This is a genomic window from Ruegeria sp. H8 (assembly GCF_056532905.1).
This window is the reverse complement of the sequence record NZ_JBQFNY010000001.1, coordinates 1237546-1257955: the sequence shown is the minus strand read 5'-3', so window position 1 is coordinate 1257955 and position 20410 is coordinate 1237546. Positions and strand designations below refer to the sequence as shown.

General features: G+C 60.0%; 17 protein-coding genes. 4 read left to right on the top strand and 13 right to left on the bottom strand.

The window, feature by feature from the left end; genetic code table 11:
* Nucleotides 1–73 precede the first annotated feature (73 nt).
* Both ACR0A2_RS06185 and mnmH read left to right on the top strand, forming a co-directional pair.
* On the top strand, nt 74–739 hold the full coding sequence (locus tag ACR0A2_RS06185; protein ID WP_480444607.1) for an SOS response-associated peptidase: 666 nt from the start codon (nt 74–76) through the stop codon (nt 737–739).
* Between the two features lie 47 nt (nt 740–786).
* The gene (gene mnmH, locus ACR0A2_RS06180) at nt 787–1839 is read left to right on the top strand and encodes a tRNA 2-selenouridine(34) synthase MnmH (protein ID WP_480834415.1); all 1053 of its coding nucleotides are present in this window, start codon (nt 787–789) and stop codon (nt 1837–1839) included.
* Here the strand turns inward: mnmH and selD are convergent.
* The 7 genes from selD to ACR0A2_RS06145 are packed head-to-tail and all read right to left on the bottom strand — an operon-like array spanning nt 1830 to nt 9922.
* Entirely contained in the window at nt 1830–3989 is a 2160-nt protein-coding gene (selD, locus tag ACR0A2_RS06175) for a selenide, water dikinase SelD (RefSeq protein WP_480834413.1), read from the bottom strand. The genes mnmH and selD overlap by 10 nt on opposite strands.
* A 5-nt stretch (nt 3990–3994) precedes the next feature.
* Entirely contained in the window at nt 3995–4381 is a 387-nt protein-coding gene (locus ACR0A2_RS06170; RefSeq protein ID WP_152457438.1) for a Na+/H+ antiporter subunit G, read from the bottom strand.
* A gap of 7 nt (nt 4382–4388) precedes the next feature.
* Nucleotides 4389–4658 (bottom strand): K+/H+ antiporter subunit F, encoded by a 270-nt coding sequence (locus tag ACR0A2_RS06165; RefSeq protein ID WP_152457439.1) that lies wholly within the window; start codon nt 4656–4658, stop codon nt 4389–4391.
* Nucleotides 4655–5152 carry a Na+/H+ antiporter subunit E gene (locus tag ACR0A2_RS06160; protein ID WP_171119435.1) on the bottom strand — a complete coding sequence of 166 codons (498 nt, stop codon included), beginning with the start codon at nt 5150–5152 and terminating at the stop codon, nt 4655–4657. The genes ACR0A2_RS06165 and ACR0A2_RS06160 overlap by 4 nt, the downstream gene beginning before the upstream one ends.
* Complete coding sequence (locus tag ACR0A2_RS06155; RefSeq protein ID WP_480834412.1) at nt 5152–6696, bottom strand: monovalent cation/H+ antiporter subunit D; 1545 nt, start codon at nt 6694–6696, stop codon at nt 5152–5154. Before ACR0A2_RS06155 ends, ACR0A2_RS06160 begins: the two co-directional genes overlap by 1 nt.
* The gene (locus tag ACR0A2_RS06150) at nt 6693–7052 is read right to left on the bottom strand and encodes a Na+/H+ antiporter subunit C (protein WP_152457442.1); all 360 of its coding nucleotides are present in this window, start codon (nt 7050–7052) and stop codon (nt 6693–6695) included. The genes ACR0A2_RS06155 and ACR0A2_RS06150 overlap by 4 nt, the downstream gene beginning before the upstream one ends.
* Complete coding sequence (locus ACR0A2_RS06145) at nt 7052–9922, bottom strand: monovalent cation/H+ antiporter subunit A (protein WP_480834410.1); 2871 nt, start codon at nt 9920–9922, stop codon at nt 7052–7054. The genes ACR0A2_RS06150 and ACR0A2_RS06145 overlap by 1 nt, the downstream gene beginning before the upstream one ends.
* Before the next feature lie 256 nt (nt 9923–10178).
* Here ACR0A2_RS06145 and ACR0A2_RS06140 point away from each other — a divergent pair, with 256 nt between their 5' ends.
* Both ACR0A2_RS06140 and ACR0A2_RS06135 read left to right on the top strand, forming a co-directional pair.
* Entirely contained in the window at nt 10179–10619 is a 441-nt protein-coding gene (locus tag ACR0A2_RS06140) for a rhodanese-like domain-containing protein (protein WP_480834480.1), read from the top strand.
* Nucleotides 10616–11440 (top strand): CE1 family esterase, encoded by an 825-nt coding sequence (locus ACR0A2_RS06135; RefSeq protein ID WP_171170366.1) that lies wholly within the window; start codon nt 10616–10618, stop codon nt 11438–11440. The genes ACR0A2_RS06140 and ACR0A2_RS06135 overlap by 4 nt, the downstream gene beginning before the upstream one ends.
* Here ACR0A2_RS06135 and mdoH read toward each other — a convergent pair whose 3' ends face one another.
* The 6 genes from mdoH to ACR0A2_RS06105 form a co-directional block, all read right to left on the bottom strand.
* Nucleotides 11441–13312: a glucans biosynthesis glucosyltransferase MdoH gene (gene mdoH, locus ACR0A2_RS06130; protein ID WP_480834409.1), complete on the bottom strand. Its 1872-nt coding sequence runs from the start codon at nt 13310–13312 to the stop codon at nt 11441–11443.
* Nucleotides 13309–14808, bottom strand: a complete 1500-nt coding sequence (locus ACR0A2_RS06125) for an OpgD/OpgG family glucan biosynthesis protein (RefSeq protein WP_480834407.1) — start codon at nt 14806–14808, stop codon at nt 13309–13311. Before ACR0A2_RS06125 ends, mdoH begins: the two co-directional genes overlap by 4 nt.
* Nucleotides 14805–16022, bottom strand: a complete 1218-nt coding sequence (locus ACR0A2_RS06120; protein ID WP_480834405.1) for an OpgC family protein — start codon at nt 16020–16022, stop codon at nt 14805–14807. The genes ACR0A2_RS06125 and ACR0A2_RS06120 overlap by 4 nt, the downstream gene beginning before the upstream one ends.
* A gap of 28 nt (nt 16023–16050) precedes the next feature.
* On the bottom strand, nt 16051–17421 hold the full coding sequence (locus ACR0A2_RS06115) for a tetratricopeptide repeat protein (RefSeq protein WP_480834404.1): 1371 nt from the start codon (nt 17419–17421) through the stop codon (nt 16051–16053).
* A 179-nt stretch (nt 17422–17600) separates the two neighbouring features.
* Complete coding sequence (locus ACR0A2_RS06110; RefSeq protein ID WP_480834403.1) at nt 17601–18785, bottom strand: CaiB/BaiF CoA transferase family protein; 1185 nt, start codon at nt 18783–18785, stop codon at nt 17601–17603.
* Nucleotides 18772–20391, bottom strand: coding sequence for a thiamine pyrophosphate-binding protein (locus ACR0A2_RS06105; protein WP_480834402.1), 1620 nt, complete (start codon nt 20389–20391; stop codon nt 18772–18774). The genes ACR0A2_RS06110 and ACR0A2_RS06105 overlap by 14 nt, the downstream gene beginning before the upstream one ends.
* Nucleotides 20392–20410 lie beyond the last annotated feature (19 nt).

Sequence of the window (20410 nt, the reverse complement as noted above, 5' to 3'; positions counted from 1 at the left end):
CGTTATTTGGTTTTCCATATGACCCCGTAAGATCCTGCGCCAGTATCAATGTAGTACCGGTGGTTCATTACCCATGTGCGGACGGTTTGCAATAACTCTTCCCAATGACGCGATGGCGCAGCTGTTCTCCGCGCGTCCGGCAAACGCGTTGCCGACCGTGCCGAACTTCAATGTTTGTCCGACAAATCAGGTGCATGTGGTTCGGGGTGGTGACTCGGGTCGGCGTCTGGATGCGCTGCGTTGGGGGTTCTTGCCACATTGGTACAAGACGGAAACCGCCGGGCCTTTGCTGATCAACGCCCGCGCCGAGACTTTGGCGGAAAAGCCTGCCTTTCGCGATGCCTGCCGGTTGCGTCGCTGTCTGATTGCCGCAACAGGGTTCTACGAATGGACCAAGACGGACGAGGGAACGCGCTTGCCATGGTACATCCATCGCAGGGACGGCGCCCCCATTGCCTTTGCGGGGATCTGGCAGGATTGGGGGGTGGATGAAAACCGTCAGGGCACCTGTGCCATCGTGACGACGGCGGCCAACGAAAACCTTGGCACCATCCATCATCGGATGCCCCTGATCCTCGAGCCTGAGCACTGGTCATTGTGGCTGGGAGAAGCGGGAAAGGGCGCTGCTCGTCTGATGCAGCCGGGGGCAGAGGATGTGCTGACGTTTCATCGCGTTGATCTGGTCGTGAACTCGAACCGGGCCAGCGGACCTGATCTGATCACGCCTTTGCACGAGTGAGGGCGTGCGGCCTTTTCTTTGCAGACGCGGCAAGCTAGACCATCGGCATGGCCCTGAATTTTTCTGATCTGACACAGCTTTATGCGCATGGTTTTGACACTGTCATAGATGTGCGCAGCCCGGCAGAGTTCGCTGAAGATCATCTGCCAGGCGCGATCAACCTGCCGGTTCTGAACAACGAGGAACGCGCCCGTGTCGGAACCATGTATGTACAGGAGAGCCCGTTTCTGGCGCGTAAACTCGGGGCCGCTTTGGTGTTCCGTAATGCGGCCAACCACATCGAGCAACATCTAAGCCGCCACGAAGGAAGCTGGCGCCCTCTGGTCTATTGCTGGCGCGGCGGACAGCGTTCGGGGTCGTTTACATGGATGCTGCAACAAATCGGCTGGCGCGCGGATATGATCGAGGGCGGCTATCGCACCTACCGCAGGCTGGTGAATGCGTATTTGTACGATGATCCGTTGCCGCATCGGTTGGTGGCGCTGGATGGCTATACCGGAACGGCCAAGACAGAATTGCTGGCACTTTTGCAGTCACGCGGGGTGCAGGTTCTTGACCTCGAAGCACTGGCCAATCACCGAGGGTCTCTGCTGGGGGAAAGACCGGGCGGCCAGCCCAGCCAGAAAGCTTTTGAATCGGCCCTGGCAGGGGCGCTTTGTGCGATGGATACGGCGCGCCCGGTCGTCATCGAAGCGGAATCGTCCAAGATCGGCAGCCTGATATTGCCGCCCAGCCTGTGGAACGCGTTGTGCGCAGCCCCACGGGTGAACATCACGGCTCCGCTCGAGGCGCGCGCTGCCTATCTCGTTCAGGCCTATGACGACATCCTGTCTGACAGTGACCGTTTGAGGGACCGGTTGTCGCCGCTGCGCTTTCATCGCGGGCACGAGGTCGTGGATGGTTGGATGCAGCTGATCGAAGCAGGTCAAAAACAGGTGCTGACCCAGGCCCTGATGGAGCAGCATTACGACCCGGCATACGCAAAGTCGCGGCGGTCTCGTTCCGTCGAGGTGCTGGCCGATATTGAGATCGCCGTTCTGAACGACGCCGGCCTGAGCGAGGCAGCGACCCGGATCGAAACCCTGCTGGATCAGCTTTGAAGACGCAGCCCCGGTGCTTCGGTGATTTCGCCGATTGCCATGGCAGGATACCCAGCGTTCTTGAGGTCTTGCAGGACGGTATCGGCATCCTTTGCCGCGACCGCGGCCAGCAGGCCGCCTGCTGTCTGCGGGTCGAACATCAAGGCGGCTTTGCCCTCGGCGGGCAGGGCAGGTGCTATTGCCCGGTTGTCCGCAAAAAGGGTTGACCGAACACCCCGGTCCGTCAGCTCCTGCGCGCCATCCATCACGCCCACGGCACCCAGGTCCATCATGGCCCCGCATCCGGAAGCGTCGCAGATGCCTTGCAGATGTCCGGCCAGACCAAACCCGGTCACGTCGGTCATCGCATGGGCCCCGGCCAGTATGCGGGCCGCCTTGCCCTGCGGCTGCACCATCTGCTGGTAGGCTGCGGCGACCCAGGCACCATTGGCCTGGCCGGCCATCTCGGCCGCCATAAGAACACCGCTTCCTATGGGTTTGGTCAGGATCAGACGATCCCCCGGTTGCCCGCCCGCTAGTGTGATCGGGGCGGATTCGCACAACCCGGTCAGTGTGAAGCCGATCGTCATCTCGTCACCCATGGAGCTGTGTCCGCCCACAATCTCGGCACCGGCGTCCCGCATGACGGCTCCTGCGATCGACATGATTTCCGACATGGTACGGCGTTGCAGGGCAGCAGACATGCGCGGAAGGATGATCGTTGCCGTGGCGGCCTGAGGCGCGGCCCCCATGGCCCACACATCCCCCAGGGCATGTACAGCGGCGATGCGCGCCATAAGTGCGGGATCATTGGTAAAAGCCCGCAGGTGATCTGATGTCATGACCTGCCGAACCCCGCCTGTCTGAAGCAGAGCCGCGTCATCGCCGGGCAGGGGGATGATATCCGGGTGAACGGGATCGGGCTGCGATTTCAGCGCCACCTGCAATGCTCCGCGCCCGACCTTGGCGCCGCATCCGCCACACATCGGTTTTTCGCCCAGCGCTTCGACAAGCCCCGCGGTATGTGCGCGCGGCAGCGCAGGGGGTTTCATCTGCGGCAGGTCCCGGAACTTGTTCATGAAAGTCTCGTCGATGTGGTTCTTCCATTTCCACATCATCGCTCCGCTGTGGGACAACCCCAACCGCTCGCCCAGCGCTGATTTGCCGCCCAGCGAAATCAGCTTCAGGTAATCTTTCTGCGGGACGTATTTGCGCATCCGTCCAGCCCCCAGCGCCGCGCGCAGATTGTCGAACAGAATTGGTGCTTCGCGCACTGCATAAACCCCGGCTTTGGGTCTGGGATTGTCCGTCAGATGGGCGCAATCACCGGCGGCAAAAACCACGGGATCGCTGGATTGCAGGTAGCTGTTTACCCGGATGAAGCCATCCTCAAGGTCCAGCCCGGTCTTTTCGATCCAGCCATAGGGGCGGGCTCCGGCCGCACCGGTCACGAAACCGGCCGGGATTTTGCGCCCGTCCTGCAATGCGACGTGATCCGAAGCGATCCGGCTGATTGCCGCGTTTTCGATCACCTCTACACCAAGATTCTGCATGGCTTGCCGGATCGTCGCTGCCGCCTTGGGTTTGGTGGCCGTCAGGGCGAAGGCATTGTCGATCAGTGTAACCTGTGCTGTCCGACCTTTGGCCCTGAGCGCGTGAGCCATCGCCATGACCAGTTCAACTCCGGCGATTCCACCTCCGATTACGACGACCGAGGCAGGGCCGCTGCCTTCCAGATAAGCGGCCCACTTTGCCGCGAATGGCCCCAGTGGTTTGGCCGGTACCGCATGTTCCGCAAAGCCGGGCATTGCGGGCATGTCCGACGTGATGCCAACATTGACCGATGCCACGTCGAAACCAACCGGAGGATGCCCGGGAACATGGATTTCCTGACGATCGGTATCGAGTCGGTCGACCGAGCCCAGAATGACCCGCGCGTCTGCAAAACGCGCCAGTTTGACCAGATCGATGTCCAGCTCCCACCGGTCATAATGCCCGGCGACATAGCCTGGCAGCATCCCGGAATACGGGGCCGTCGGGCCGGGGTTTATCACGGTCACACGCGCCCCCGGCAACGGGTCCATCCCCCATTTGCGCAGCAGCAGCGCGTGGGTGTGACCTCCGCCAACAAGAACCAGATCGCGGGTCAGGGGCAGCGGAGGAATATGCATCGGTTTCAATTCGCGCTATGATCCGGAACGTCTTCGACCTGCTCGACGGCGTGGGTGGCCCAAAGCTCATCCTCGCCGGCATCCGGCAGGTCTTCGGGTTTTTCATGCCGGTGTATGTGCCATTTTGCAATGAACAGGGCCGTGATCGGAGCGGTCAGGAACAGGAACAGAGTGATCAGCAGCTCGTGCAGGGACAGCTTTCCTTCCAGCAGAACAGAATGCACGATCGAAGCCAGAAGCACGCCGCCCACCCCCAATGTCGTTGCCTTGGTCGGGGCGTGCAGGCGGGACATCGGGTCTTTCAGCTTGATCATGCCAAAAGACCCGACAAAGCCGAAGATACCCGAGACGATCAGGAAAAAGGCGATCAGCAGTTCCACGATGAATGTCATCCCGCCCTCATTCGATAATGTTGCCGCGCAACATGAAGCGCGCATAGGCCACGGTGGAAACAAAACCGAGCATGGCAATGATCATGGCGGCCTCGAAGAAGATCTCGGTCCCCTGATCCAGCCCATATAGGATCATCAGGGCGATTGTGTTGATCACCATCGTGTCCAAGGCCAGAACCCGGGTGCCGACCCCGTCAGCGGTTATGATACGCCACAGACACATCATGATCGCCGCACCGAAACAGGCAAATGCAAAATAAATCGCGTAGTCGATCATTCGAAAATCTCCTTCAGGCGACGTTCATAGCGCTGTTTGATCTGGTCCCGCACGGCCTCGGGGTCGGGGGCATCAAGACAGTGCACCAGAAGATTATGCCCCTGAGCTGACAAATCACAACTGACGGTGCCCGGAGTCATCGTGATGGTGCCCGCAAGAACTGTGATCGCTTCGGGTGTGCGCAGTTCAAGCGGGACGCAGATCCAGTTGGGCTGGCGGTTGTCATTGCGTTTGAACAGGATGATCCGGGCCACCGTCACGTTCGCAACCACGATATCCCAAAGCACCACCAGCATATATTCCACAACCATTGGCCAGTTGCGAAGCTTGGGACGATCCGGCCAGTAGGGTTGCGTAACGAACGGAATGATGATCCCGAGGATCAGACCAAAGATCAAAGAGTTCAGCGAAGGCTTGTTCGCCAGCAGAATCCAGACAAGCGTCAGCAAAATCGTCAGGTGGGGGTGCGGGAAAATTCGGCGCAGCAGTTTCATCACTCTTCCCTTCCCAAGACGGCAGAGATGTAGTTTTCAGGCGTAAACAACTGCTCTGCGGTTTTGCTCGTGTACTCAAGGGCCGGACCTGCGAACAGGGTCAGCAGGACCAGACCTGCCACGGCCCCGAACACAGCCGTAAAAGCAAGGCCGGGTTGCGGTTCGGGGGCGGCGGGTGCAGACGCGTTTTCGCCTTCGGCGGTTTCATCGGTTGTGACAACCTCAGCGTCGTAGCTTTTCCAGAAAATCAGCGTCCCGGCACGGGCCAACCCGACGATGGTGACGAATGATCCAATCAGGATAACGGCCCAGACCGAGGTGGCATCGGATGCATCACGCGAAGCGTCCAGAACCAAAAGCTTCCCAACAAAGCCGGACAACGGCGGCATTCCAGCCATCGCGATGGCGCCGACAAAGAACAGGGCAGCAATCAACCCGCTTTGCGGCATCGGCGGCTTGGGGGCAATGGCCCCTCCCTGCCGTTCAATGATCAGGTCAGCAATGAGGAACAGCAACGCAGTCGCAAGTGTCGAATGGAACACGTAATAAAGGGCGGCTGCCGTCGCGCCGGGCGTGAATTGCGAAATCGCGATCAGCAAAGTCCCCATGGACGCAATTGCGCAAAAGGCAACCATGCGGGCAATATGCTGCGATCCCAGAATGCCGACGGCACCGACGGCAAGCGTCAGCAGCGCCGCGGGTTGCAGCCAATCGCCAACCAGACTCTGCGTGACTTCGACGTCGGGGCCGAAGGCCAGAGTGTACATTCGCAGGATCGAATAGGCCCCTACCTTGGTCATGATTGCAAACAGGGCCGCAACCGGCAGCGGGGCGTTGGCATAGCTGGCGGGCAGCCAGAAGTGCAGGGGCAGAACGGCAGCCTTGATGCAGAAGACCAGCAGCAACAGCACTGCACCAACCCGCAGCAATGCGGTGTCTTCGGCCGGAATCTCTGCGACGCGCAGGGCGATGTCCGCCATGTTCAGCGTACCGGTCACGCCATAGATCGTGCCAAGGGCAAACAGAAACAGGGTCGACCCCAACAGGTTGTACGCCACATATTGCACACCCGCTTTCAACCGTACCGCGCCACCGCCATGTGTCATAAGGCCGTAAGACGCGATCAGCAGCACCTCGAAGAACACGAAAAGGTTGAAGGCGTCGCCGGTCAGGAAGGCGCCACAGACGCCCATGAGCTGGAAATGAAACAGCGCGTGGAAATGCTTGCCCCGGTCATCCCAGCCCGAGGCGATGGCATAAAGCACGATCGGCAGGGCCAGCAGGGCGGTCAGCAGAACCATCATTGCGGACATGCGATCCAGCACCATGACGATGCCAAAGGGGGCGGGCCAGTCGCCAAGCTCGTACACCTGAATGACCCCGCCCGAGGCCTGAGCCGTGATTGTCAGCGCAATCCCAAGCAAAGCCACGACGCCCGCGACCGAGAAGATGCGTTGCAGGTCCAGATGGTATCGCAGGACCATGATGATGAATGGGGCCAGAATCGCGGGCAGGACGATCGGCGCAACGATCCAGTGGTTCATGCGTCATCTCCCGGCGCGTCAACACTGTCCTGGGCGGTCATGTCGATATGGTCATTCTTGGCGGACAGGTATGCGCTGAGCGAGATCATCACGATCACGGCTGTCATCCCGAACGAGATCACGATAGCCGTCAGGACCAGCGCCTGTGGCAGTGGGTCGGTATAGGGGACGTCCTCGTACTTGTTCAGAACCGCTGGTGCGTTCAACGCCAGTCGTCCTGTCGCGAACAGGAAGACGTTCACCGCGTATGTGATCAGAGACAGGCCCAGAATGACCGGAAACGTCCGGCGGCGCAGGATCAGGAAGATCCCGGCAGCGGTCATGATACCGACGGCAGAGGCTACGAGCGCTTCCATCAGGCCTGCTCCTTCTCTTGTTCTTCTTCCGGAGGGTTGTCTCGCAGCGGGTTGATATCCATCGGGAATTCCTGTGCCATCCCCGGCTGCCACGCAAAGCGGGACAGGCTGTCCAATGCCAGCATGACCGCACCCAGAACCGCCAGGAATACGCCTGTATCAAACAGCATGGCGGTGGCCCATTCGAATTCCTCCAGCGGAGGCCAGTTGATGTAGCCGAAATCGCTGGTCAGGAAGGGACGTTCGTTGAACCACGCGCCCAACCCGGTTGCCGCGGCGATCAGAACGCCCCAGCCGATGGTGCCGTGGTAATAGAACCTCTGCCGCTCGATGGCCCAGGTATAGCCGCTGGCCATGTATTGCATCAGATAGGCGATGGCGACGATCAGGCCGGCGATAAAGCCGCCACCGGGCTGGTTGTGCCCGCGGAAGAAGATGTACGCCCCGACCATCAGTGCGATCGGCATCATGACGCGCGTGACCACAACCATCATCAGCGGATGCGAGTCGCCGGATTGCGGCCAATGCGGTTTGCGGTTCAGCAGATAGCTGCGGACATTTGTACCCAGAACGGATTCCGTCAGCGCAAAGATGATCAGTGCGGCGATGCCCAGAACGATGATCTCGCCAAAGGTATCAAAGCCCCGGAAGTCGACAAGGATCACATTGACCACATTGGTGCCGCCGCCGCCTTTGTAGGAATTGGCCAGATGGAACTCTGAAATCGTCGGGAATGCGAAATCGCGCATCATCATCGCGTAGATCAGCGCACCGGTGCCAAGGCCCGCGACCACGGAAATCGCCGCGTCCCGCCAGCGCCGTGCCGCCGAACTGTCCCAGGGCGTTTCGGTCGGCAGGAAGTTCAGCGACAGTAACAAAAGGATCATTGTCACCACTTCGACCGAGATCTGCGTCAAGGCAAGATCGGGGGCCGAGAGATAGTTGAAGGCAACCGAAACGATCAGGCCGACGACACCGATCAATACCAGTGACAAAAGACGATTTCGGTGGAACCACATGATGCCCAGCGTCGCACCCACAAGGCAGATCCACCCAATGATCGGAATGATCTGGGCCGGCAGCGGAACGCGGGTTTCAATGCCGATGGTTCCGGTCGAATACGCGTAATAACCCAGGCCAACGGTAAAGGCGACAAAGATGATCGCATAGCGGCTAAGGACCCCGTTGTGCATCTCATCCGTGATCCATCGGCTCAACCTGGTCAGCGCTTCTATGATTGCTTCAAAGATCTGCTTGGCTTCGGGGCGGGGCAGAGCGTTCCAGATCTGCTCACCTCGTCTGTGCAACGCCAGCAGGAATAGACCACCCAGCGTGGCCACGACCGACATGTAAAGGGCCGGTGTGAAGCCATGCCAGAGTTTCAGCGAGTAATACGGAAGCTTCTCGCCGCCAATCACCGCGCTGGACACCACTGCGACCAATGGGCCGACAATGGCCGCGGAATAGAGGCCGATCAGGATGACAAGTACGACCAGGAACGCGGGCGCAATCCACAACCCGACGGGCGGATCATGCGGATGTGCCGGATAATCTTCCCGCTGAGGTCCAAGAAAGACGTGGCTGACGAAGCGGAAGGAATAAGCGGCCGAGAACAACGCAGCCAAAAGCGCCAGCCCCGGCACCAGGTAATGAGAGTGCAGCCATGTGGTGTGCACGGTTTCTTCAAGCATCATCTCTTTGGACAGGAAACCGTTCAGAGGCGGCAGCCCGGCCATCGAGAGGGCGGCAATCGTGCCGATTGTGAAGGTGATCGGCATCAGGTGGCGCAAACCGCCCAGCCTTTTGATATCGCGCGTGCCGGTTTCGTGATCCACGATCCCGGCGGTCATGAACAAGGCGGCTTTGAACGTCGCGTGGTTGATGATGTGGAACACGGCAGCGACGGCTGCAATCTTTGTGCCAAAGCCCAGCAGCATGGTGATGAGGCCAAGATGCGAAACGGTCGAAAACGCCAGAAGAGCCTTAAGGTCGTCCTTGAACAACGCGATAGACGCGCCGATCAGCATTGTGATCAGCCCCGTCGTGGCGACGATGTAGAACCACGCATCCGTACCGGCCAGAACCGGCCACATCCGTGCCATCAGGAACAGGCCCGCTTTCACCATGGTGGCAGAGTGCAGATAGGCCGAAACCGGTGTTGGCGCGGCCATGGCGTGCGGTAGCCAGAAATGAAACGGGAACTGCGCCGACTTGGTGAAACAGCCCAGCAGGATCAGGATCAGCGCAGGCATGTAGTAGGGTGAGGCCTGGATCAGTTCTTTGTTCTGCAAAATGACGCTGAGGTCGTAAGACCCCACGATATTGCCGAGGATCAGCATCCCGGCAATCATCGCCAAGCCGCCAGAGCCAGTGACAGCCAAAGCCATGCGCGCGCCCTGACGACCTTCGGGAAGGTGCTTCCAATAGCCGATCAGCAGGAATGAGCTGAGCGATGTAAGCTCCCAGAATATAAGCAGAAGCAGGATGTTGTCGGACAGGACGATCCCGACCATCGCGCCCTGAAACAGCAAAAGATAGGTAAAGAACTGCCCCATCGGATCTTCGCGCGACAGATAGAACCTTGCATAAAGGATGATCAGCAGCCCTATGCCCAGGATCAGCAACGCGAACAAAAATCCCAGGCCGTCCAGCATGAAATTCGCGTTCAGCCCCAGCCCCGGTATCCAGTCGAACCGGGCGGTCACGACGTCTCCGCGCATCACCGCAGGGATATGGATCAACAGGCCCATCAGGGCCAGGAATGTGGTCAACCCGGCGGCGGATGCGGCTGCGTTCCGGCCTGCCCGGATCAGCAGGGCAGGAAAAACAGCGCCGAGAAAGGGAAGGGCCGCGATGAGGAATAGGGACAAGTGCGATACTCCGGTCTGGGCGGTCAGTGTGAAGCCAATTTTGTAAGGATATTTTCCCGACTGTCCAGATATTGTAACTTTTTTACAGAGTCCTATAGGCCGCATCAAAAACTCTGCAAGGATTCGAAAAAATGACGTGATCTTGATGCGGGTCGGGTTTTTCGACGCCCCGGTTTCAGACCATCTGTGATAGAACACATGTCAGCGAACAGGAGGCTGAATCTTGGCCGAGAAAGTGAACCGAGCCCGAAGATGGATGTTGATCGGCGCATGCGCGGCGATTGCAGGCGGGTTTGCGATCAGGGAATACCGTTTGATCCCCGAAGACCACGGCGGCGGCCGGATAACGGTTGCCGAGGCCCATGAGCAGGCCTCGAAGGGAAACGTTCTGTTGATCGATATCCGCACGCCGCGTGAATGGCGCGCATCGGGCATTGGCGAAGGTGCCGTGCCGCTGGACATGCGGCGCGAGGATTTTGTCAAAGCACTGACGGAATTGGCTGGCGGCGATCCGGTGACCCCGGTGGCCTTGATTTGCGCGCGCGGCGTGCGCTCGGCGCGCCTGAGCAACCGCCTGATCGAAGCTGGATTCACCAATGTGATCGACGTGCCCGAGGGTATGTTGGGTTCGGCCGCAGGGCCGGGATGGGTTCGGGCCGGATTGCCGGTGCGCAAATATGATGAGGATGCAGGATGATCCGGGAATTCAGTCTGGCGTTGGCCTTGGCAGTGACCGGGCAAATCGCTTTCGCGGGGTGTGCCGGACAAGAGGATACCTGTGAGATTCCCATGGGCGCCTATCACATCGAACTGCCCGACGCGGACAATGCGCCCATGGTGGTGTTCCTGCATGGGTATGGCGGCAGCGGGTCGGGCACGATGCGCAATCGCGGGATGGTCGAGCCGCTGCTGGAGCGCGGCTATGCGGTGATGGCCCCTGAGGGGTTGGAAAGGCCCGACCGGGGCGGCACCAAAAGCTGGAATTTCTATCCCGGTTTTGGTGAGCGGGACGAAACCGCCTTTCTGACCGAAGCGGTGCAAGACGCGGCACGGCGGTTTGGCATCGACACTGACCGTGTCCTGCTGGGCGGGTTTTCCGCCGGAGCCTTCATGGTCAACTATCTGGCCTGCGAGAGCCCCGATACGTTCTCGGCCTATGTCCCGGTGTCCGGTGGTTTCTGGCGCCCGCACCCTGAAACCTGCAATGGTCCGATCCGTATGTTCCATACGCATGGCTGGACCGACAATGTGGTGCCGCTGGAAGGGCGTTTGCTGGGCGGAGGACGCTTTCAGCAGGGAGATATCCATGCGGGTCTCGAAATCTGGCGCGATGCGAACGGTTGTGTCGATCACAAACCGACCGGGTTCAGCACGACGGGTGATTTCATGCGCCGCCGCTGGACCACATGTGCCGAAGGCAGCGCGCTGGAATTTGCTCTGTTCCCCGGAGGGCACACCGTTCCCGCGGGCTGGGCCGATATGATAGTCGATTGGTACGAAGGGCTTCCCGGCAGTTGATCACTCGGCCGGGGTCATGCTGCCTTTGCCTTCGACCAGTCGCTTCAGTTCATCGCGATAGCGGCGTGCTGACCGGGTAATGGCGGGTTCGCTGAAGTCTTCCCGCATTCCGACCATCTTGCGCGCGGCACCTGCCGAGACACCGCTGAGCGCTGACAACGGGATAGCCAGCGCCAGACTGATTGCGATCGGGGCCAGCCAGATCGACACCAGACCGGACAGGATACCGACACTCAGCGCCACACCAATGACGGTTTCAAGCGCATGGCACAGGATCAGCGTTCGCAGACCATAGGTGCCACCGTCGCGGGCCTGAGGCGACCAGCCGCGCTGAATGCCGAAAGCCGTACGGAATACAGCGATCATCTGTTGCACCATCAGGATCGGAGCGTAAAGGATCGACAACAGAACCTCGGCCAGGAAAGAGGCAAGGAATTTGCGCCCGCCACCGAAATCCGCGTAGCGTACACCGCTCAGCGGCAGGGCCAGAACGCCCAGAACCTTGGGGGCCAACAGCATCGCGTACATGACCAGAATGATCAGCACGTGGCGGGTTTCCGACATCTCGGGCCATTGCGGGAACAGAGGATTGTCGGGGCTGAAATAATGCAGGACAGAGGCATCCTGACCCTGACCGATCAGCGCCCACATCAACAATAGCGCAAACCACAACGGGGACATCAGATAGCCGACCGCGCCGTGGAACATGTGGAATCGCGATACGGCACGGAATCCGGAAGAACCCAGCAATTTCAGGTGTTGCAGGTTGCCCTGACACCAGCGGCGGTCCCGCATGGCGTGATCGATGAGGGTCGGCGGTGTTTCTTCATATGACCCGCGAATACGCGGCAGAAATCGCACGGCCCATCCGGCGCGGCGCAGCAGGCCGGCCTCGACGAAATCGTGGCTCATGATCAGCTTGTCCTGACCGCTGAACGAACGCAGCTTGGGCAGGCCGGCGCTGGTGGCAAAGGCCTTGGTGCGGATAATCGCGTTATGGCCCCAATAGTTGCCCTCTTGCCCGCACCAACGGGCCAGACCTTCGGCAAAGGCGATGCCATAGACGCCATTTGCAAATTGCTGCATCCGGGCAAAGACCGACTGTGCGCCGATCAACTGCGGATAGCTTTGAATCAAGCCCGCACCCGGATCGCATGCCAGTGCATCGGTCAGGCGATGGATCGCGCGCCCGGTCATCAGGCTGTCGGCATCCAGCACCAGCATGGCATCCCAGTCCGCGCCCCAGCGGCTGACCCAGTCGGCGATATTGCCGACTTTGCGGTCGGTATTCTGTTCGCGGCGGCGATAATACAGCTCGAGCCCGGGTGCCAGGGTGGTGCGCAGTGCCTCGACGCTGGCCTGTTCCTGCGCCGCAATCTCGGGATCGCGCGTGTCCGACAGGATGAACATGGCATAGTGGTGTTTGCCGCCCCGCGCCTGAAGATCCTCCAGCATGGTGCGGGCATTGCCCAACACGTTCCAGGGGACTTCGTTGTAGACCGGGGTCAGCAGGGCCACCCGCAGGGGTTGCGCCGCGGTCCGGCGCTCGGGCCGTTCCTGTTTCGCCAGCGACACCATGCCCAGCAAAACGGTGCAGACGGTGAAGGAAATCCAGAAGAAGTTGAACGAAATCAAAGCCAAAAGGATGGCTTCGACCACGTTTATGCCTTCCGCGCCGAACCAGTCGCACATAACCCACAGCAACGCCAGAGTGGCGGCCATGGCAGGCGAAAAGGCCAGCGCGCGCCAGAATCCGGCAGATGATTTGTGCTGACCGGAAGGCGCATCGGCATCCCGGAACCGTGCGCCAAAATTCTGCGCCGGCATCGCCAGAGGGGCCTCGGGCGGCATGATATGCAGATCGCGGCTCATGTGGTCCAACGGTACAGCCAGACTTCCGAGGCGGGCTGTTTGTCTTTCAACAATTGTGCGCGCAACTCGACATGGTTGCGTTCGTCGGGCTGGAATGAAAACGCCAGGCGTGGACCACCGGTATCCGGGTTGCGCTGCAAGACGCCTTCCGAAGTTTCCGCATGTGGCGAATCCACAAAGACCGTGATTGCGCCCAGGTCCTCGAACAGCTCGCTGTCTTCAAAATCGATGACGGCCAGCCGGCCTTCGCCAAAGGTGTTCTCGCCCATCGCGGTGTTGATCACGCGCGGCATCGGTGTGCGCTGGGGTTCTTCGCCCCAGATCAGGCGATAGGACAGATCAACCTGACTGCCTGCCGCATAGGGTTCAGCCGGACGCCAATAGGCGACGATGTTGTCATAGATTTCCTGATCTGCCGGGATCTCGACCAGCGTGACCGAGCCTTTGCCCCAGTCTTCCTGGGGCTCAACCCACAGGCCCGGGCGCTTGTGGTAATTGGCCTCGAGATCGGCATAGTCCGAAAACTCTCGTTTGCGTTGCATCAGACCAAACCCGCGCGGGTTTGTATCGACGAAGGATGAGACCTGCAATCGGGTCGGATTGGCCAGTGGACGCCACAGGACCTCGCCCGCGCCATTGCGGATCATCAACCCGTCGCTGTCGTGCACAGCAGGGCGGAAATCGTCGAACCGGCTGTGGTTGGTCTGGTCGAACAGGAACATCGAAGTTCCCGGAGCGATGCCCACATGGGGCAGGTCTTCGCGCGGGAACAGCGTTGCCTCGACATCCATGAAGCAATCCGCGCCCGCCGTGACGTTGAAACGATAGGCGCCGGTCACGCTGGGGCTGTCCAACAATGCGTGCACGACCATGTTGCGTTGGCCCGGTTCGGGACGTTCCAGCCAGAAACGGATGAATTCGGGAAATTCCTCACCATCCGGGTCGCCGGTTTTCAACGCCAGACCCCGCGCGGACAGTCCGTAAACCTCGTGCAGGCCAATGGCGCGGAAATAGCTGGCCCCCTGCCAGACGCAGAATTCATCTGTCTTGCCCGGGCGGTGCATTTCAGTGCGCAGACGCAGGCCCGAGAAGCCCAGCGTGTCATCGATCGGCAGTTGCGGCACGTCTTCTGACTTGTCGAACATATCCAGATCGAAGGCGACCGGCTTGGTCATGCCGTTCTCGACCGTTTCCACCTTGACGGTGCGCGGGAAATACAGGCCGGGGGTGAAGAAATCCACGTTGAAGGGCGCCTCGGTTTCATACCACAGCGCCCGGTCAAGCCGGAACCGGATGGAACGGTATTGCTGATAGGTCAGGTCCTGCCATTCCTGCGGTACCATCTCGCGTTCCACATAGGGGCGGCTGGCCAGATCGCGGGCCATCTCGATCACATAGTCGCGGTCAAAAGGCGTCTCACCGCCCGTCGCATAGGCGGATGGGGCGAAGGCCAAAGCAGTCGTCGAGACGAGGAATGCGCGACGGGTTAAATTCATTTCTTCGACTTCCAGGGTTGTGACTTGAACCAAGCTGCCAGATAGGCAACGCCGATGATCATCGCAAACCCAATCATGTTGGCGATAAAGACAGTGGCGACATCCCGCCCAGCCTGATCAAGCGCGACGCCGATCAGCCGGGCCGCGGCCATGGAAAACACAAAAACGGCAAGGGATTGCTGGCCGACCTTGGTGATGACGGCCAGCAGGAATTGCCAGATGCGTGCGCCCACACCATGACCCGTCGCGATCAGGCGGTGGCCGTGTTCGCCCGCTGCAACCCATCCCAGATAGGCCAGCGACAGAAAGTGGACATATCGAAGAAGGCCGAACTCGGTTTTGCCACGCAGCTCTTCGGTCAAGGGCCAGCCCTTGCGGATCACTGCGCCAAGCTCGGGTGCAGCCGTGTTGATCCAGGTGAAGACTTTCCATGACCCGAACGGGGCTGACAACACGACAAAGGCAATCGCCACCCAGATCAAGGATTTCGACACGGGCGGGGCCGGAATCCAACCGCGCATGAAGGCGAAGCCGGTGAAAAACAGCAATTGCCATCCGAAGGGGTTGAAGAACCATTGGCGCTCGGACCAGGGTTCTGCGGGAAGGGCAAGCGCGCCGGTTTGTGCGATGAACCAGATGGCCACGCAAACTGCCGCCATCAGCCAGAAACTGACGCGGTAGAGCGCCATGTAAAGCGGCATAAGCGCCAGTACGACCAGATACATCGGCAGGATATCGAAGTAGTTCGGCACATAGGTCAGTGTGAAAATCCCGACCATTTGCGGGGCCGGATCATTGAAGAAATGTTGAAGGTTCAACGACGAGACATAGGTTTTCTCGAACGCGCCGGTCTGATCCAACGCGGCCATTGTCATTGCAACAAAGAAGAACAGGGCAATATGCGCCCAATAGACCTGCCAGATGCGGTAGGCCACTCGGGCGGTGCCCATCCACCATCCCTTGCGCAGAAATGCCCCGCCAAAGGCGATGGCCGAGGCCATGCCCGAGCAGAACACAAAAATCTCGGTCGCGTCCGAGTACCCAAAGCGGGCAGGAATCCACTTTGCCCAGGGATCGTTGGGAATATGGGCGATCAGGATGATGAACATCGCGATGCCGCGATAGAAATCCAGACGCGGGTCACGCGCACTGGCAGGGGCTGCGGCCGGGGCCGCAGCGGGTACAAAATCAGAAGCGGGCGATATAGTCGCCATACGTTTTCTGTCCTTCTTGGTCTTCTTGTTATTCGGCGGGGACGCTTTGGACGTCACCGCTGTCGCGGGCCGCGTCGATCAGGGCGCGACGCGCGATGGCATAATTGTCTTCGCCCCCGGCGCGCTTGGCGCGACGGTCATCCAGAATGCGTTCCACCGCGTCCAGGCGACCCGCGCGCAGGCCGGAATCAATGGTAATGCGTTCAAATACATCACGTTGCGCGTGGCTGCCACCGGCCAGTTGCATGGAATCGCGCGCCGCCAGCAGATGATCAAACGCCGTTCCATAGTGGCCGTCACCAAAGGCCTCTAGGCCCATGGCCGCAGCGATACCGGGGTCTGCCATGCGGCGGGTGGTGTCGTCGTCGGCGCGGGCCGCATCCTTGTTCATGCGGTTCAGCATCTTGGCCGTGGCATCGGCGCGATTGTCACCGGTAAGCGCCAGCAGATAATGCAGATCCGCAAAGATCAGACAGCCATCTTCCGTTCGTGCGGCGCTTAGATCAGCCAGCTCTTCCCAGCGATTTCCGACACTCACGCCTTCGAGCTCAAGCCGGGAAAGAAGTGACGTTGCGTTCGAGATGTCCCGGTAATCGTCGGTTTTGTCCTTGCGGATATGGGCGTCATACAGCTCCATCACATGATCGACCTGACCCAGATCCAGATGCATCAGTGCCTTGTGCCACCACACGTGGTACCGGAAGTTGTTGCAGTGGGCCCAGGCCGCCTCGCGCCCGGCCAGCCAGTCAAGGCCCAGCTGCGCATTGCCCGTCATCTCATGGACATGGGCCACCGCGTGCAGGCCCCAGGCATCATCGGACACCATCCACAGCGCCTGACGACCCGCGATTTCGGCCTTTTCATAAGCGCCTGTTTCTTCCAGCGCGAAGGAATGACAGCCCAGCAGATAGCCGCGCCCGGGGTGGTCCGGCTCATATGCGGGCATCACCCGCTCGATCGAGCGGCGCATCCCGTTTGCATCACCCAGAACGAAGCGGGTCGCATGGCTGAGTTTCATCGCCAGCGTGTCCTGCGGATGGTCACGCAGAATCGCTTCGAATTTCTGAACCGCCTGTGCCTGCTGTCCGGCCAGATACAGGGCCAGCGCATCCACGTAGAGACGTTCGCGTTCAGTTGCAGGTTGACGTTTCATCGCCGCGTTGGCAGCAGCCAGCGCTTCGACAGCAACCGCCATCATCTCGCGCCGCCCAAGCAGCGCCATGAACAGACCTTTGACCGCTTGACCCAGCGCGAAGTCGGGCTCGAGTTCCAGCACTTTGCCCAAGTGCTGCGGCGTGACAGCGGCATGAGCCATGAACCCAAGCAGAACACCATTCCACGCTTCGACGGCCGCCGGCTGGGTCAGGGTGTTCATCTGTCCGAAAACGTCTTGTTTCATACTTGGGTCCAATCTGATTGCGATATTTGACACTGTTCGATGTACCAGAGTGTGCGAGAAGGGCGTAACAGTATCGACGCTGCTCTCGAATTGGTGAAATGACGTGTGCGAAAAAGATGAAAAAAACCGCCGATTCAAGGGCATGTTTCAGCGACTTGCCGCCTAAATGTGCAAGTATTTCAATCCTCGAACGGGTTTTCGGCGCTCAGAACAGCCTCAGTATCGGCCCCACAGACCGGCGGGGCGTTACGATATGTTACAGGTGTCCGAGACAGGTTCAGAGGATTCCCGATCAGGTTGACCTGACCCGGCTGGGCCTGCATGGCAATCTGCATCTGTCTTGCGGCCACCTGTTCCGTGTTGAACACCTGATCCAGCGTCTGCACCGGGCCTACGGGCACTTTGACAGCCTCCAGACCGGAAATGACGGTCTGGGTGTCCAGCGCCTTCACAGCGGGGCGAAGAATCGAATTCAGCGCGTCACGATGCTCCAATCGGGCCGGGTTGGTCGCGAATCTCGGATCGTCTGCCAGTTCAGGAGCATTGATGAAGTTGCAGAGTTTTCTGAACTGGCCGTCATTTCCAACCGCGAGAATCACGTGCCCATCGGCGGTTTCGTAGACGTCATAAGGGACGATGTTGGGGTGCCCGTTTCCGCGTCGTTGCGGAACATTGCCTGACGTCAGATAGTTGACACCTTCATTGATCAGCCAGGCGATCTGAGAATCCACCAGCGCCAGATCGATCTGCTGGCCCTCGCCGGTCAAGTCGCGGTGGCGCAGCGCGGCCAGGATACCCACGGTTGCATACATCCCGCACATCACGTCGGCGATGCCAACACCCACCTTCATGGGCGCGCCCTCGGGATCGCCGGTCAGCGACATGATCCCGCCATAGCCCTGCGCCATTAGGTCATAGCCGGGCTTGCTGGCATTCGGCCCTGTTTGGCCGTAGCCCGAGATTGAACAGTATACGAGGCTTGGAAACTCTTGCGACAGGGTGGCATAGTCCAGCCCGTATTTGGCCAGCCCGCCCGGTTTGAAGTTCTCGATCAGGATGTCCGCATGTGACGCCAAGCGCCTGATTTCCGCCTGACCCTCGGCCGAGGAGATATCCAGCGCGACGGATCTCTTGTTGCGGTTGGCAGACATGAAGTAGGCGCTCAGATCCGAGCGGTTGCCCTCGGCATCGCTCACGTAGGGCGGGCCCCATTGCCGCGTGTCATCGCCCCCGGTTGCCGGGTTTTCGATCTTGATGACGCTTGCGCCCAGATCGCCCAGAAGCTGTGTGCATGTTGGGCCTGCCAGGATCCGGCTAAGGTCCAGAACCTTGACACCCTTCAACGGGCCTTCAGATGCGGCCATCATAGCCTCCACGCTCAACTTCAGCGGCAATCACCGTAAATGTCTCAGCCTTTACAGCAGCTTCCAGTGCGGCGCGCAACTCTGTCCTGTTACGAACCGTATGGCCATTGCCGCCAAAGGCCCGGCCCATGGCGGCAAAGTCATGATGGCCGAAATCGACGCCCGTGTTGCCCATCTGCCGCTGGCGTTGTTTCAACTCGATCAGGGCAAGGCTGGCATCCACGAAGACCAGAAAAATCGGGTTGCCGCCCATTTCAGCCGCTGTCGACAACTCGCCCGCAACCATCAGGAACCCCGCGTCCCCCGAGAAGCTGATCACCGGGCGGTCGGGTTCGGCCAGTTTCAGGCCAATGGCCATGGGTACGGCACATCCCATCGTGCACAAAGCCGAGGACTGGATCAGCCCGCGTTCTTCGCTGCACGCCCACATCTGGCTCAGCAGAATGCGGTGTGCGCCGCTGTCGGCCGTGGCCAGCGTTTCAGGCGGCAGGACAGCACGGGTTTCGACAATGACGGCAGCGGGCCCCCAGCTTTCATCGGTGGGGAAGTCCTTTGCCAGCGCGGCTTTGATCTGCTCGGGTTCGTTGCCCGGCCATGTTTCACGGGCCGGGTTGCCTTTGGCTATTGCCTCCAATGTCTCGCCCGTGTGGGCAACAAGGTTCAATCCAGCCTGATGCATGTAGTGGTCGTTGACCACGGCAGAGATATCGATGACGCGCTTTTCTTCCGGATCCCAGATCTCACGCCAGCCGGGGCGCATTTCGATCGGGTCATATCCCAGACACAATACCAGATCCGATTGTTCGATCAGAGGCACAAGATGCTTGTCAGCCAGCGGCGACAGCCCCGCGCCGCCCAGACACAGCGCGTGATCCTCGGGCACGACGCCTTTGGCCTTGTAGGTCGTTACGAAAGGAATGCCAAAATGCTCCAGGAACGCCTGCACGACACTGCGCGAGTCGTCATAGAGGACATCCAGGCCGATGATGGCGATGGGGCGTTCGGCCTCGGCCACCCAGCGGCGGGCCTTCTCAAGGCATTCACCACCGGGGCTGACCGGCGCGACCTTGGCCAGCCGGCGGCGTTTCACGCCGGTAACAGGCGTGTCGGCAACCGAGATCGGGACATCGATATGAACCGGGCCGGGTCGTGGCTGCATGGCCAGCGACACCGCCTTGTCGGCAATGATATCCGCGCCTTTGGCTGTCAGCGTATAAGTGCCTTTGGTGATCGCGCGATAAACCCGGCTGTGATCCATGACCTGATGGGTATAGGTCAACGCTTCGTCCGCATCGACGCATCCGGTCAGAACGACCATCGGCACACGATCCTGCAAAGCGTTCGCCACCACATTGATCCCGTTCATTGCGCCCGGACCCAGAGTGGCGACCAGAATTGCAGGTGCACCGTCGCGATGATGAACGGCCTCGGCCATGAACCCGGCAGAGTTTTCGTGCTTGGTCAGATGAAAGGTGATCCCAGCCTTTTCCAGCGCATCGACCAGCGTCAGGACCTCGCCCCCCGGCATCCCGAATGCGTGTCGGCACCCCGCTTCATAAAGGCGTTGGGCCAGAATATCCGCAGCGCGGGGCGAGGGGTCTTGCATCAGTCATGCTCCGATAAAA

Bases quoted from the DNA above. Each gene is read 5' to 3' on its own strand.
- ACR0A2_RS06185 (WP_480444607.1), top strand. From the start codon at position 74: ATGTGCGGACGGTTTGCAATAACTCTTCCCAATGACGCGATGGCGCAG.
- mnmH (WP_480834415.1), top strand. From the start codon at position 787: ATGGCCCTGAATTTTTCTGATCTGACACAGCTTTATGCGCATGGTTTT.
- selD (WP_480834413.1), bottom strand. From the start codon at position 3,989: ATGCATATTCCTCCGCTGCCCCTGACCCGCGATCTGGTTCTTGTTGGC.
- ACR0A2_RS06170 (WP_152457438.1), bottom strand. From the start codon at position 4,381: ATGACATTCATCGTGGAACTGCTGATCGCCTTTTTCCTGATCGTCTCG.
- ACR0A2_RS06165 (WP_152457439.1), bottom strand. From the start codon at position 4,658: ATGATCGACTACGCGATTTATTTTGCATTTGCCTGTTTCGGTGCGGCG.
- ACR0A2_RS06160 (WP_171119435.1), bottom strand. From the start codon at position 5,152: ATGAAACTGCTGCGCCGAATTTTCCCGCACCCCCACCTGACGATTTTG.
- ACR0A2_RS06155 (WP_480834412.1), bottom strand. From the start codon at position 6,696: ATGAACCACTGGATCGTTGCGCCGATCGTCCTGCCCGCGATTCTGGCC.
- ACR0A2_RS06150 (WP_152457442.1), bottom strand. From the start codon at position 7,052: ATGGAAGCGCTCGTAGCCTCTGCCGTCGGTATCATGACCGCTGCCGGG.
- ACR0A2_RS06140 (WP_480834480.1), top strand. From the start codon at position 10,179: ATGTTGATCGGCGCATGCGCGGCGATTGCAGGCGGGTTTGCGATCAGG.
- ACR0A2_RS06135 (WP_171170366.1), top strand. From the start codon at position 10,616: ATGATCCGGGAATTCAGTCTGGCGTTGGCCTTGGCAGTGACCGGGCAA.
- mdoH (WP_480834409.1), bottom strand. From the start codon at position 13,312: ATGAGCCGCGATCTGCATATCATGCCGCCCGAGGCCCCTCTGGCGATG.
- ACR0A2_RS06125 (WP_480834407.1), bottom strand. From the start codon at position 14,808: ATGAATTTAACCCGTCGCGCATTCCTCGTCTCGACGACTGCTTTGGCC.
- ACR0A2_RS06120 (WP_480834405.1), bottom strand. From the start codon at position 16,022: ATGGCGACTATATCGCCCGCTTCTGATTTTGTACCCGCTGCGGCCCCG.
- ACR0A2_RS06115 (WP_480834404.1), bottom strand. From the start codon at position 17,421: ATGAAACAAGACGTTTTCGGACAGATGAACACCCTGACCCAGCCGGCG.
- ACR0A2_RS06110 (WP_480834403.1), bottom strand. From the start codon at position 18,785: ATGGCCGCATCTGAAGGCCCGTTGAAGGGTGTCAAGGTTCTGGACCTT.
- ACR0A2_RS06105 (WP_480834402.1), bottom strand. From the start codon at position 20,391: ATGCAAGACCCCTCGCCCCGCGCTGCGGATATTCTGGCCCAACGCCTT.